The organism is Micromonospora sp. AKA38 (assembly GCF_027925725.1).
Classification (GTDB): domain Bacteria; phylum Actinomycetota; class Actinomycetes; order Mycobacteriales; family Micromonosporaceae; genus Micromonospora.
This window is the reverse complement of sequence record NZ_BNEI01000003.1, coordinates 1,465,841-1,478,782: the sequence shown is the minus strand read 5'-3', so window position 1 is coordinate 1,478,782 and position 12,942 is coordinate 1,465,841. Positions and strand designations below refer to the sequence as shown.

Below are 12,942 nucleotides of genomic sequence, written 5' to 3'. Positions count from 1 at the left end.
CGGGACGTCAGGCCCGGCCGGCGACCTCCGCGACGAACGCCCGCCACGACGCCGCGGGAAAGACCAGCGCAGGCCCGGTCGGGTCCTTCGAATCGCGTACGCCAACGACGCCGCCAAGGTTGTCGGCGACCTCGACACAGTTGCCGCCGCTCGAACCGCTGCGCCTGGACTTGCGCCAGGTGGCGTTAGTGAGGTCCATGATCGCTGTGCACTTCCTTCATCAGTTCGATGGACGGCCGGCGCGGGAGCGCTTCGTTCCGAACGTTCTCCCACCTCGCGTGAAGAGTATCTAGCCCATCTTCGCCGTCGACCACGATCCCGCCTAGCTGGTTTTCGAGGTGCCCGACCCAATTCCCGTCGCTGACCCGTGCCATGGCGAACGGCCCCGAGAGTCCGATGTGGAGGCCCGCCGCCGCCGGGATCACATGGACGTGAACGTGGGGAAGCTCGGCGACCGCGATCAGATGGGCGACCTGTTCGGCCATGATGCCGGCGTGCTCTTCGCTCCCGCGACGAAGCGCGGTCTCGTCGAGGACGGCCACCACCTGAGGTGGCGTCTCGCCGGTCAGGATCTTGTGACGGCTCATGCGGGCGCTCACCTGTTGGTCGACCTCGGCCGCAGACATGAGGTCGTTCAGGGCATCACCACGTGAGCGTAGTTCTCGGTCTGCAGGAGGCCCGGGATCAGAAGCGGCTCGAAGAGCCGAAGCTGCCGCGCGCTCCGCTCTGCGTCGAGCCAGGGCAGGAACCACGAAGGCGCACCGAGCTTCGCCACCAGGCGCTCAAACATTCCGCCGTTCCCGAATGCCCGATCCGCCGCCGTCGGACCCCGATCCGCCGCACGCCGGTCCGGGTGGGTGGCTGATGGTCCGTCTGCCGGGCGTGCGGGGGGCCGTGCTCCACGGCCCCCCGGTCACCGGTGTCGAACACGGAGCGTCAGGGTTGCGTAGCGTGATGGCTGTCGACCCTAGTGGTGTGGGGCCGATGTGCATGGAAGACTCATACCGGACATAACCCTCCCTCTGTGCCCCGGTGTCGGTGGTCCCCTCCGCCGCCTTTGCTCTGCAGCCGTCGACGCAGCGGTCACTGCCGGTCGCTGATGCGCGATTGGCTGCAGAGCAAAGGCGGCGAGCGATGTGGTGGGCGGGGGAGAAGCCGTCACTTAGCGCGACGACGAGGGCGGGAGCCGACCCGGTCGAGCTGCCGGACCGGGAACTAGGCTCGGCGCATGACGATCGACGGCTTCGCCGCACCCCCCGCCCTGGTGGAGCACGCCCGCCGGTTCCATGCCGAGGGTGGCGAGCCCGCGGTGCCCCGGGTCGCGGCCACCGTGCTGCTGCTGCGCCCGGCCGGCGACGACTTCGAGGTCTACCTGATCCGGCGGGTGGCGGCGATGACGTTCGGCGGGATGTACGCGTTTCCCGGTGGCGGGGTGGACCGGTCCGACTCGGAGGCGCACCTCGGCTGGGCCGGGCCGACACCGGCGGCCTGGGGTGAGCGGTTCCGGCTCGACCCGGCGGACGCGCAGGCGGTGGTCTGCGCCGCCGCCCGCGAGGTCTTCGAGGAGGCGGGCGTGCTGCTGGCCGGCCCGGACGAGGCGACCGTGGTCGGTGACGTCAGCGGCGACGACTGGGAGGCCGCCCGGCAGGACCTGGTGGGTCGACGTACCGGCTTCGCCGACCTGCTGGCCGGGCGCGGGCTCACGCTCCGGTCGGACCTGCTGCTGCCGTGGACCCGGTGGATCACGCCGGAGTTCGAGCCGCGCCGCTTCGACACGTACTTCTTCGTCGCCCTGCTGCCCGAGGGGCAGCGGACCCGGGACGTCTCCGGCGAGGCCGACCACACGCTGTGGCTCCGCCCGGCGGACGCGCTGGCCCGGGCGGAGGCGGGCGAGCTGACCATGCTGCCGCCGACCATGGTCACGCTGGGCGAGATCGCCGCCGCCGGCGACCTCGCGGGCGTGGCGCGCGCCGCGGCGGGACGCGACCCGGGTACGCCGATCGTGCCGCACATCGAGGGCCTGGACGGCGCCGAGCCGCGCTTCGTGTTGCGCTGAGCGTGGTTGTTGAGCGGGGCCCCTTCCTATGCGCAATGCGTTAACAGGGGGCCCCGCCTTGCACCTCAGCCGAAGCGGCCGGTGATGTAGTCCTCGGTCTTCTTCTGGGTGGGGTTGCTGAAGATCTTCTGGGTGTTGTCGTACTCGATCAGGCGGCCCGGGTCGCCGGTCTTCTCGATCGAGAAGAACGCGGTGCGGTCCGACACCCGCGCGGCCTGCTGCATGTTGTGCGTGACGATGATGATGGTGAACTTGTCCTTGAGCTGGAACATCAGGTCCTCGATGGCCAGCGTGGAGATGGGGTCCAGCGCCGAGCACGGCTCGTCCATCAGCACCACCTGCGGCTCGACCGCGATGGTCCGGGCGATACAGAGCCGCTGCTGCTGGCCGCCGGAGAGGCCGGCGCCGGGCTTGCCCAACCGGTCCTTCACCTCGTCCCAGAGGTTGGCCGAGCGGAGCGCCCTCTCGGCCGCCTCCTCCAGGATCGACTTGCGGCGTACGCCGTTGAGCTTCAGCCCGGCCACCACGTTCTCGAAGATGCTCATGGTGGGGAACGGGTTCGGTCGCTGGAAGACCATGCCGATCATCCGGCGGACCGCGGTGACGTCCACGTCGCGGTCGTAGACGTCCTGCCCGTCGATGGTCAGGTTGCCCTCGACCCGGGCGCCGGGGAGCACCTCGTGCATCCGGTTGATCGACCGCAGGAACGTCGACTTACCGCAGCCGGACGGGCCGATCAGGGCGGTCACGGTCTTCGGCTCGACGGTGAGGTTGATGTTCTCGATCGCCTTGAACCCGCCGTAGTAGGCGGTGACGTTCGAGGCTTCGACGCGCTTGGCCATGGTGGCGGTACCTCCGGGGTTCATCGGCCGAGCCGGTTTCGACGGGCCAGCAGCTTCGCCGCGACGGTCAGGACGAGCACCAGCGCGACCAGGGTCAACGCCGCGGTCCACGCCCGCGCCGGCGAGTACTTCGACGCCTCGCCGGCCTGCTGGTAGACGAAGAGGGCCAGCGACGACTGGTTGTTCTCGAACGGGTTGAAGTTGATCGCCGCGCCGCCGCCGGCGACGAGCAGCACCGGCGCGGTCTCGCCGGCGGCCCGCGCGATGGCGAGCATGATGCCGGTGACGATGCCGGGCAGCGCGGTCGGCAGCACGACCCGCAGGATGGTCTTCCACTTCGGCACGCCGAGCGCGTACGCGCCCTCGCGCAGCGGCGCCGGCACCAGCCGGAGCATCTCCTCCGTGGAGCGGACCACGGTGGGCAGCATGAGCACGCTCAACGCCAGCGCGGCGGCGAAGCCGGAGAAGCCCGGCCGGCCGTCGTTGAACCACGGCGAGACGATCAGCACCCAGAACGCCAGCACGAACAGGCCGGTGACGATCGACGGGATGCCGGTCATCACGTCCACGAAGAAGCGGATGGTGAACGCGAACCGGCCGCGGCCGTACTCGACGATGTAGATCGCACAGAGCACGCCGAGCGGCACGGTGATCAGCGCGGCGATGCCGACCTGCTCCAGCGTGCCGATGATCGCGTGGTAGGCGCCGCCGTTGGCGTCCCGCGCCCCGATGTTGTTCATCGAGGTGCCGAAGAAGTTCGCGTCCAGCCGCTCGGAACCCTTGCTCACCAGCGTCCAGACCACCGACGCCAGCGGCAGCACGGCCAGCACGAACGCGGAGTGGATCAGCGCGCTCCAGGTTCGGTCGCGGGCCGACCGGCGGCCCTCCACCGCGTTCGCCGCGACGAAGAGACCGGCCAGGTAGAGCAGCGCGCCGACCACCACGACCAGGACCGGACCGCCGATGCCGGCGCCGTAGACGAGGCCCGCCGACAGCAGCAGCGCCGCGACGGCGATGGCGGGCGCGGCGTACGCGGGAAGCCGCCTCGCCCGCAGCGTGGCCGGCTGGGCCGGCGGGCGCGGGCGGTGGGTGGGGAGTGTGGTGGTCATCAGGCAGCCGACTCCGTGAACTCGCGGCGACGGTAGATGATCGCCCGCGCGGTGATGTTGACGATCAGCGTGATCGCGAACAGCACCAGGCCGGAGGCGATCAGCGCGCCGCGGCCGGTGTCGTTCGCCTCGCCGAAGCGGTTGGCGATGTTCGCGGCGATCGAGTTGCCGCCGGCTTCGAGGATGTTGAACGAGATGGCGTACGTCGAGCCGAGCGTCAGCGCCAGCGCGATGGTCTCGCCGAGCGCCCGGCCGAGGCCCAGCATCACCGCGGCGATGACACCCGGCCGGCCGTACGGCAGGACCGCGGTGCGGATCATCTCCCAGCGGGTGGCGCCGAGCGCGAGCGCGGCCTCCTCGTTGGCGGTCGGGGTCTGCCGGAACACCTCGCGGGAGAGCGAGGTGACGATCGGCAGCACCATGATCGCCAGCACCACGGAGCCGAGCAGGATCGAGCTGCCGTACGGGCCCTCGCCGAAGATCGGGATCCAGCCGAAGTACTTGTTCAGCCAGACGGAGAGGTCGGCGACCGGGCCGGCGAAGTAGTCCCGGCCCCAGAGGCCGAACACCACGCTCGGCACGGCGGCCAGCAGGTCGATCAGGAAGCCCAGGCTGTTGCCGAGCCGGCGCGGGGCGTAGTGCGACAGGTAGAGGGCGATGCCCAGCGCGACGGGCACGGCCACGAGCAGCGCCAGCAGCGAGCTCAGGACGGTGCCGAAGGCGAGCGCGCCGATGCCGAACTTCGGCGGGTTGTCGTTCGGGAACCAGCCCTCGAAGGTCCAGAACGACTCGGTGTTGGCCCGCAGCGCCGGTACGGCCTTCGCGATCAGGAAGATCGCGATGGCCGCGATGACGATCAGTACGGTGCTGCCGGCGGCCAGGGTCAGGCCACGGAACGCCCGTTCCGCGCCGAAGGCGCGGGCGCGGGGCAGGCCGCCGCCCCCGCCGAGGCCGCCGTCGGGGCGGCCAGGGTTGCCGGAGCGCTCGGCCACACGCGCCGAGGCACCGGCGGGCCGCTCGTGGCTCGTGGCCACGGGGGTCCCGCCGGTGCCGGCGTGCGCCGAGCGCTGAGGGGTGTCACCCATCTGCTCGCTCGTTTCGCGTTGAGGTGGTGTCGATCAGGGCGTCAGGAGAGGCTCTTGACCGCGGCCTCGACCTTGGTGCGGACCTCGTCGGGGAGCGGGGCGTAGCCCAGCTCGACCAGCTCCTGCTGGCCCTCCGCGCTGGCCGCGTGGCCGAGCAGGCCCTTGACCAGCGGGAGCTTGTCGGCGGCGAGGCCCTTGCTGCAGACGATCTCGTAGGTCGCCAGGACGATCGGGTACGCCCCGGCCTCCTTGGTGTTGTAGTCGATCGACATCTTGAGGTCGTTGCCCTGGCCCTCGAACTTGGCCCCGGCGATGGTCTTGCCGGCCGACTCGGCGGTCAGCTCGGTGAACTCACCGGCGCCGTTCTTGACCTTGGCCATCTTCAGGCCGGAGTTCTCGGCGTACGACCACTCGACGTAGCTGATGGTGCCGTCGGTGCTCTTGACCTTGCTGGCCACACCGTCGGACTTGGCCGCGCCGACGCCGCCCGGGGCCTTCCACGCCTTCGAGTTCTCGAAGGTCCAGTCGGACGCGGCGGTCTTGGCGAGGTACTTGGTGAAGTTGTCGGTGGTGCCCGACTCGTCGGAGCGGTGCACCGCCTGGATCGCGGCCGACGGCAGCTTGGCGTCCGGGTTGTCGGCCTTGATCGCCGGGTCGTCCCACTTGGTGACCTTGCCGGCGAAGATCTTGGCCAGGGTGGCCGGGCTGAACTGGAGGTTGTCCGCGCCGCTGACGTTGTAGACGACCGCGACCGGGCCGATCACCATCGGCAGGTTGAGGGCCTGGCCGCCGGCGCACTTGGCGTCGGCCTGCGGCTGCTCCTCCGGCTTGAGCGCGGAGTCGGAGCCGGCGAAGTCGGCGGTGCCGGCGATGAACGCCTGGATGCCGGCGCCGGAGCCGCTCGGCTCGTAGTTGATCGTGGTGCCCGCGCACTTCTGCTGGTACGCCTTGATCCACTCGGCCATGGCGTTCTTCTGCGCGGAGGAGCCCTGCGCGTTCAGCGTGCCCTTGCCGCAGTCGACGGCGGCGGCGGAGCCGGAGGCGGACGCGCCGGCCGGCTCGTTGTTGTCCGAGCCGCAGGCGCTGAGACCGAGAACCGCGGTAAGAGCGAGACAGGCGATGGCGCCGTGCCGCTGGAGCTTCACTTGAGGGGTTTCCCTTCACGTCTTTGGTCAGGTCGCCCGGGGTTGCCGGGGGCCGGCGCTGACCGGCTTGACGTGAAAGTTAGGAGGACCAGGTGGACGGTTCGCCGGTCGGAAGTGAACGCGGGATGAACACGTCCGGCCAGCGAGATGGCCGTCCGCTGAGGTGGGCCTGTCCATTTCGTGAACTCGCGACCTGCTATCGCTTTTAGCGTGATTTATCCGGGCGGCCGTTATCGCGCCGAGCCCCTGGCGTGATGCTCCCGTGACCGCCGCTCGGCGCCCTGTCGGTGCTCAGCCGCGCTGGTAGTTGACGTGCGCGGACCAGCGGGCGAAACCGGTCCGCTCGTAGAGCGAGACGGCGCCGGTGTTGCTCTCGTCGACGTAGAGCATCACCCGGTCCAGCCCGCGCTGCTCGCGCAGGTGGGCCAGGCCGGCGGCGGTGAGTGCCCGGCCGAGCCCGCCCCGGTGCACGGACGGGTCGACGCCGAGCACGTAGACCTCGCCGATCCGGGCCGAGCCGGGCCGCTCGTGCACCTTGGTCCAGTGGAAGCCGAGCAGCCGGCCGGTGGCGGCGTCCACCGCGAGCAGGAAGCCGGCCGGGTCGAACCACGGTTCGGCGAGGCGTACGCGCAGGTCGTCGAGCGTCCACCGACCCTGCTCGGGATGCTGGGCGAACGCCGCGTTGTTGACCGCCAGCCAGTTCTCGTCGTCCTCCCCGGGGCGGAACGCGCGCAGCTCCACACCCTCCGGCAGGGCCGGCGTGGGCACCGCCTCGGTCAGCGGGCGGCGGAGCTGCCAGAGCACCCGGGCCCGGGTGAAGCCGAGGTCGACCGCGAGCGCGGCGGCGGACGGGTGGTCACCGTGCGCCCAGGCGCGCAGCGGCCCGGTGGCGGCGGTCAGTACGCCGCGGGCCAGCGCCCGGCCGGTGCCCCGCCGCCGGTGCGCCGGGTGCACCACCAGCTCCACCCCGACGCCCTCGGCCGGGGCGGTGGTGTCCAGGTGCGCGTACCCGGTCAGGGTGCCGTCGGCGGCGCGGGCGGTGAGGTGCACGGCCGGCGCCGCCGGGTCGCGCAGCCGCAGCAGCACGTGCTCGTCGAGCGGATCGGCGCCGTCGGTGTCGCCGGCCGCGCCTGCCAGCGCCAGCACGTCGGCGACCTCGGCCGAGGTCAGCCGGTCGGTGGAGGTGACAGGGCCGGTCGGGGTCGCTGTCTCGGATACGGGACCGCTGGTCGGCTCGGTGCTGCTCACCCCCGTCACGGTAGCGGCCGGCGGGCGGTCGTTCCCGGTGAGCGGCGACGGCGTGCGGTGGCGCTCGTCACGGGACGCGGGTGGGCAGCGGTTCCAGCTCGTACCGCGCGAGCAGTTCGGGCAGGAGCTGCTGCAACGCCGCGACCGTGCCGGAGCGGTCCCCACCCGCGTCGTGCATGAGCACGATCGCGCCGGGCGCGATCTGCGCGCGGATCCGTGCGGCCACGGTCGCCGCTCCCGGCGCCCGCCAGTCCGACGGGTCGACGCTCCAGTGCAGCGGCGTGAGGCCCAGCTCCGCGCAGGTCGACGCCACCGGGCCGGTCCAGGCGCCGCCCGGCTGGCGGTAGTACGCGATCCGGGCGCCCGGCGCGGCGGCCAGGATCGCGTCGTTGGTGCGGGTCAGGTCCGCCCGGATCGTCTCCGGGGTGCGCCGGCCCAGGTTGACGTCGTGCTTCCAGGAGTGGTTGCACAGCGTGTGCCCCTCGGCCGCGATGGAGCGGACCAGGTCGGGGTAGCTCTCCGCGTTCTCGCCGACGACGCAGAACGTGGCCTTGACGCCGTACTGGCTAAGCAGGGCGAGCACCTGTGGCGTCCACCGGGGGTCGGGGCCGTCGTCGAAGGTCAACGCGACCCGGGACGAGCCGGTGGTGACGTGCGCGCCGTACGGGCCGTCGCCGTCGCCGGTGGCGGCCGGCGCGCTCGCGGTGGCGTCCGGGCTCGGCCGGCCGGTGTCCGGCGGCTGGTCGGCGTAGTGCGGGGCGTTGGCGGAGGTGGTCACGCCGGTGGCGGTCGGATGCCGCTGCGGCACCAGGCTGCGGCCCAGCGCGTACGCCGAGGCCAGCAGCCCGATGAGCACCGCCGTCACCACCGCCACCGCTTTGAGCGTCGAGCCGGACATCAGTGGTACCGGCCGTTCGCCGCCCCCGTGGTCACCGCGCGCACCGTGGCCCCCCTCAACCTGACCAATCCGGCAGTCAGGATATGAGCGGCTCAGTGCTCAAATAGGGCATATAAGGAAAATGCCCCCCGGAGGGTGGTGGTCAGACCGGCAGCGGGGCGGGCTCCGACTCCGGCAGCGAGCGCGACGGCGGCACGACGAACTTGTAGCCGACCTGGCGGACCGTGCCGATCATCGACTCGTACTCCGAGCCGAGCTTCGCGCGCAGTCGCCGGACGTGCACGTCGACCGTGCGGGTGCCGCCGAAGTAGTCGTAGCCCCAGACCTCACGCAGCAACTGGTCCCGGGTGAACACCCGCCCCGGGTGCTGGGCGAGGAACTTCAACAGCTCGAACTCCTTGTAGGTCAGGTCGAGCGGCCGGCCCTTCAGCTTGGCGGCGTACGTGTCCGGGTCGATGTTCAGCTCGCCGGCCCGGATCGAGCCGCCGGCGCCCGCCACGGCGTTGTTCAGCCGGCCGACCGCGAGCCGCAGCCGTGCCTCCACCTCGGCCGGGCCGGCTCCGGCGAGGATCACGTCGTCCACGCCCCAGTCGGCGTTCAGCGCGATCAGGCCGGCCTCGGTGACCACCGCGACAAGCGGCACCCCGAGCCCGGTGGCGTGCAGCATGCGACAGGTGGCCCGCGCCTCGCTCAGCTCGGAGCGGGCGTCCACCAGGACGGCGTCCGGCGTCGGGCCGGAGACCAGCGTGCGGACGTCACGGGGTGCGGTGCGCACCGAGTGCGGTAGCAGGTCGAGTGCCGGCAACACCGCCGACGGCTCGCCGGCCCGTGCGGTCACGAGCAGCAGGAGCTCCACGATCACCTCCGTCCCGGCGGCCCTTCGGCCGCGCGACCAGCGGCACGCCCGGGTGGGGGCGGCGCTGTGAACTTGCGTGGGTCCCGGCGTCGCTGACGGGCGGGGTAACGGGTTGAGCGTAACCGATGGTCCGGCCGTCACCTTCGCGCCTTTTCCCGTTTGCCCCTTCTGCCCTCGATCGCGGCGCAGGTTTTAACGTTGCCGAAACCGTGACCTCCGCCGGGCCGCCCGGGTCTGGCACGATCGGGGCGTGTTTCCCTCCACCTCGCGCGACGCCGGTCGTGAACCGTGGGCCGACGACGACCCGTCCTCCGGGCCGTCCGGCCCGGCCCGTGGCTACCCGCCCGCCCCGCGCGCCGGGACGGGTGCGGAGGAGGCGGAGCAGCGGGAGCGGAAGGGCCCCCGTCGGCTCCGCAAGGGCGGCCCGAGCCGGCGCCCCGACGACGCCCCCGACGAGGCGCCCGAGGACGAGGTGCCGCCGGTGGAGTTCCGCCGGCCGCTGGCGCTCACCGTGGCCGGCTTCGCCGCGCTGCTCGGCGTCGGCCTGGTGCTCGGCGCGCAGACCGCCGGCCCGGGCCATCGGCTGCCGTTCGCGGCCATCATCTTCGGCGTCCAACTGCTCTACGTGCTCGCCTGGACGATGGCCATGCGACCGCCCGCGCTGCTGGTCGTCGCGCTGGTCAGCGCCGGCACCGCGGCGATCGCCGACGTCGCCGCCGTACGGGCGGACGTCGCCGGCCTGGCCCCCCTCGGGTACGCCGCGGTGGCCGGCCTCGTGCTCGGCGTGCTGGGCCAGCTCGTCCGCCGGGTGGACCGGGTCCGGGTGACCGACTCGCTGGGCGGCACCCTGCTCATCGTGGTCGGGGTGGTCGCCTTCGCCTCGCTCATCGTGCTCAGCCGGATCCCCAAGGGCACCCAGGCGATCACGGTCTGCCTCACCGCCGCCGGGGTGGCCCTGCTGGTGGCCCGGCTGACCGACGCGGTGGCCCCGTGGCCCCGGCTCGCCCCCCAGGTGCCGCGCGGCGCGGCCGGCGTGGTGGCGGGCGCCATGCTCGGCACGCTTACCAGCGCCCTGCTCGGCAGCTACCTGGTCGGCTTCACCCCGACCAGCGCCGCGCTGGTCGGCGTGGTCACCGCCGCCACCGCCGTGCTGGCCGACCTCGCCGTCGGGTACGCCGAGGCGGGCCGGCTGATGGCGGGGGAGGCGCCGACCATGTGGGCGGCCCGGCACATGCAGGGGCCGCTGGGCGGCTTCGCGCTGGCCGCGCCGGCCGCGTACGCCATGTGCGTGCTCTTCCTCTGAGCGCCCGGTTGCGGGAAGCTCGCCCCGGGTAAGTACGGTTGCGCCGCGAGGCGCGGTGACGGCGGCGAGGACTGGAGGCGGCGTGGCAGAGGCGTACCCGGCGGAGGGCCGGCCCCGTCGCCGGGGTCGGAAGGCGCTGATCGGTTTCCTCGTGCTGCTGTTGGTGCTCGCCGGGTTGCTGGTCGTCGCCGACCGGGTGGCCGCCGGAGTGGCCGAGCGGGCGATCGCCGACCAGGTGCGGCAGGAGGTCGCCAAGCAGGACGCCCAGTCCGCCGCGCCCAAGGTCGAGGTGGGCGGCTTCCCGTTCCTCAACCAGGTGCTCGCCGGAAAGTACGAGCGCATCTCCATCCAGTTGACCGACGTCAAGGGCAGCGTGCAGGGCGACACGGTCGACGTGCCGCGGCTGGACGTGGACGCCCGCGACGTGACCGCGTCGCTGGACACGATCCGCTCCGGCCGGGGCGACGTGGTGGCCGAGCGCGTCGACGGGCGGGGCACCGTCACCTACGACAGCCTGGCCAAGCTGCTGAAGCGGCCCGGCCTGACGCTCGGCGAGCGGGACGGCAAGCTGGCGGTCACCGCCCCGGTGGACATCCTCGGCGTCAAGCTGACCGTCAACGGCACCGCCGCCGTGACGGTGGCCGACGGCAAGGTGGCGCTGCGCTTCAGCGACCTCACCGCCGACGGCCTGCCGAACGTGGCGCTGGCGCGGACGCTGCTGGCCAACTACGCCCGGAGCATCTCGATCGACGTGCCACTGCCGGAGTTGCCCTTCCAGCTCAACGTCCGCAAGGTGGAGCCGAGGCCGGAGGGCCTGGTGGTCACCGCGGACGCCGCGAACGTGCCGATCAACTCCGCCCGCTGACGTCTCGCATGCTGGTCGGCCCGGTGGCACACGCCGGGTCGGCTGGTAGTGTGCCTTCCCATGGGGACCCACCTCACCAAACGGCGCGCGGTCGACCTGTGCCGCGTGGCCACCTGCCTGTGTCGCCCCGTCATCTGACGGCGGGGCTGTCTCCGGCCGCCTAGCGGCCACCGGCACCAAGGGTTTCCTCTCACCCCCCGAACGCCCGGCAGCGGCGCCGTCGCACGTACCCGTGATCCGTTCCTAGCTCAGGGTCCCGCGCGTGGTGCGACTACCACCGGCTTCGATCTCCGCGCGCAGGCTCACCACCCATCCTCACAGGGAGTGATCTGATGAGTCGCGACACCGCACTCGTCTCGGCCGAGTGGGCCGAGAAGAATCTCGACGTCCCGGGCGTCGTCTTCGTCGAGGTCGACGAGGACACCTCGGCCTACGACACCGGCCACATCGCCGGCGCCATCAAGCTCGACTGGAAGACCGACCTCCAGGACCAGGTCCGCCGCGACTTCGTCAACCAGGAGCAGTTCGCGAAGCTGCTCTCCGAGCGGGGCATCGCCAACGACGACACCGTCATCCTCTACGGCGGCAACAACAACTGGTTCGCCGCGTACGCGTACTGGTACTTCAAGCTCTACGGCCACCGCGACGTCAAGCTGCTCGACGGCGGTCGCAAGAAGTGGGAGCTGGACGCGCGTCCGCTGGTCACCGACGCGGTGACCCGCCGGGCCACGCAGTACGTCGCGCAGGCGCCGGACACCTCCATCCGCGCCTTCCGCGACGAGGTGGTCGACGCCATCGGCACCAAGAACCTGGTCGACGTGCGCAGCCCCGACGAGTACGCCGGGCGGCTGCTCGCCCCGGCCCACCTGCCGCAGGAGCAGGCGCAGCGCGCCGGCCACGTGCCGACCGCGATCAGCGTGCCGTGGTCCAAGGCGGCCAACGAGGACGGCACGTTCAAGTCCGACGACGAGCTGCGCAAGATCTACGCCGACGCCGGGCTGGACGACGGCCGGGAGACCATCGCCTACTGCCGGATCGGCGAGCGCTCCTCGCACACCTGGTTCGTGCTCCAGGAGCTGCTCGGGCACCGCAACGTGAAGAACTACGACGGATCCTGGACCGAGTACGGCTCGCTGGTCGGCGTGCCGGTGGCGCTCGGCGACGAGCCCGGGGAGGCCTGACATGACCGCTCCGACCGCTTCCACCGCTGCCGGTTGCGCCGCGCCGGACCAGGCCGCCCCGCTTCCGGCCAGCCTCGACCTGGAGAAGGAAACCGTCATCACCGGGCAGGTGCTGGCCGAGTCCGGCGAGGCGGTGCCGGGCGCGTACGTCCGGCTGCTCGACTCGACAGGCGAGTTCACCGCCGAGGTGGTGACGTCCCCGGCCGGTCAGTTCCGGTTCTTCGCCGCGCCGGGCTCGTGGACGCTGCGGGCGCTCTCCCGGCACGGCAACGGCGACACGGCCGTGACGGCGGCCCGCGGCATCAACGAGGTCACCGTCACCGTGAAGGCGTAAGGAGGGGCCCCCTGTTGACG

General features: G+C 72.1%; 14 protein-coding genes and 1 pseudogene. 6 read left to right on the top strand and 9 right to left on the bottom strand.

What is annotated here, in order from left to right:
- Window positions 1–7: 7 nt before the first annotated feature.
- Window positions 8–199 (bottom strand): DUF397 domain-containing protein, encoded by a 192-nt coding sequence (locus tag TPA0908_RS15460; RefSeq protein WP_281938416.1) that lies wholly within the window; start codon window positions 197–199, stop codon window positions 8–10.
- Window positions 186–817: pseudogene (locus TPA0908_RS15455) on the bottom strand (DUF5753 domain-containing protein); the annotation flags it as partial. The gene TPA0908_RS15460 and the pseudogene TPA0908_RS15455, both read right to left, overlap by 14 nt.
- A 411-nt stretch (window positions 818–1,228) precedes the next feature.
- Here TPA0908_RS15455 and TPA0908_RS15450 point away from each other — a divergent pair.
- Entirely contained in the window at window positions 1,229–2,056 is an 828-nt protein-coding gene (locus TPA0908_RS15450; RefSeq protein ID WP_281938414.1) for an NUDIX hydrolase, read from the top strand.
- Window positions 2,057–2,121: 65 nt separating this feature from the next.
- Here TPA0908_RS15450 and pstB read toward each other — a convergent pair whose 3' ends face one another.
- The 7 genes from pstB to TPA0908_RS15415 all read right to left on the bottom strand — a co-directional run bounded on the left by pstB (window position 2,122) and on the right by TPA0908_RS15415 (window position 9,245).
- Window positions 2,122–2,898, bottom strand: coding sequence for a phosphate ABC transporter ATP-binding protein PstB (gene pstB, locus TPA0908_RS15445; RefSeq protein WP_281938412.1), 777 nt, complete (start codon window positions 2,896–2,898; stop codon window positions 2,122–2,124).
- A 20-nt stretch (window positions 2,899–2,918) separates the two neighbouring features.
- Window positions 2,919–4,007: a phosphate ABC transporter permease PstA gene (gene pstA, locus TPA0908_RS15440; protein ID WP_281938410.1), complete on the bottom strand. Its 1,089-nt coding sequence runs from the start codon at window positions 4,005–4,007 to the stop codon at window positions 2,919–2,921.
- The gene (gene pstC, locus TPA0908_RS15435; RefSeq protein ID WP_281938409.1) at window positions 4,007–5,092 is read right to left on the bottom strand and encodes a phosphate ABC transporter permease subunit PstC; all 1,086 of its coding nucleotides are present in this window, start codon (window positions 5,090–5,092) and stop codon (window positions 4,007–4,009) included. Before pstC ends, pstA begins: the two co-directional genes overlap by 1 nt.
- Before the next feature lie 41 nt (window positions 5,093–5,133).
- Window positions 5,134–6,237 (bottom strand): phosphate ABC transporter substrate-binding protein PstS, encoded by a 1,104-nt coding sequence (gene pstS / locus TPA0908_RS15430; RefSeq protein ID WP_281938408.1) that lies wholly within the window; start codon window positions 6,235–6,237, stop codon window positions 5,134–5,136.
- A gap of 291 nt (window positions 6,238–6,528) precedes the next feature.
- Complete coding sequence (gene mshD, locus TPA0908_RS15425) at window positions 6,529–7,485, bottom strand: mycothiol synthase (RefSeq protein ID WP_374709212.1); 957 nt, start codon at window positions 7,483–7,485, stop codon at window positions 6,529–6,531.
- 67 nt (window positions 7,486–7,552) lie between these two features.
- Complete coding sequence (locus TPA0908_RS15420; RefSeq protein WP_281938407.1) at window positions 7,553–8,383, bottom strand: polysaccharide deacetylase family protein; 831 nt, start codon at window positions 8,381–8,383, stop codon at window positions 7,553–7,555.
- 142 nt (window positions 8,384–8,525) lie between these two features.
- A complete protein-coding gene (locus TPA0908_RS15415) occupies window positions 8,526–9,245 on the bottom strand; it encodes a winged helix-turn-helix transcriptional regulator (protein WP_199199901.1) in 720 nt (239 codons plus the stop codon).
- A gap of 244 nt (window positions 9,246–9,489) precedes the next feature.
- Between TPA0908_RS15415 and TPA0908_RS15410 the strand changes: the two genes are divergently transcribed.
- From TPA0908_RS15410 to TPA0908_RS15395, 5 genes are all read left to right on the top strand, one after another.
- Complete coding sequence (locus TPA0908_RS15410; protein ID WP_281938404.1) at window positions 9,490–10,542, top strand: hypothetical protein; 1,053 nt, start codon at window positions 9,490–9,492, stop codon at window positions 10,540–10,542.
- Between the two features lie 82 nt (window positions 10,543–10,624).
- Window positions 10,625–11,407: an LmeA family phospholipid-binding protein gene (locus tag TPA0908_RS15405; RefSeq protein WP_281938403.1), complete on the top strand. Its 783-nt coding sequence runs from the start codon at window positions 10,625–10,627 to the stop codon at window positions 11,405–11,407.
- A 60-nt stretch (window positions 11,408–11,467) separates the two neighbouring features.
- Window positions 11,468–11,545 carry an Ms5788A family Cys-rich leader peptide gene (locus TPA0908_RS31790; protein WP_310503780.1) on the top strand — a complete coding sequence of 26 codons (78 nt, stop codon included), beginning with the start codon at window positions 11,468–11,470 and terminating at the stop codon, window positions 11,543–11,545.
- Between the two features lie 194 nt (window positions 11,546–11,739).
- Entirely contained in the window at window positions 11,740–12,588 is an 849-nt protein-coding gene (locus tag TPA0908_RS15400; RefSeq protein ID WP_281938401.1) for a sulfurtransferase, read from the top strand.
- A 1-nt stretch (window position 12,589) separates the two neighbouring features.
- Window positions 12,590–12,922, top strand: a complete 333-nt coding sequence (locus tag TPA0908_RS15395; RefSeq protein WP_281938399.1) for a DUF1416 domain-containing protein — start codon at window positions 12,590–12,592, stop codon at window positions 12,920–12,922.
- Window positions 12,923–12,942 lie beyond the last annotated feature (20 nt).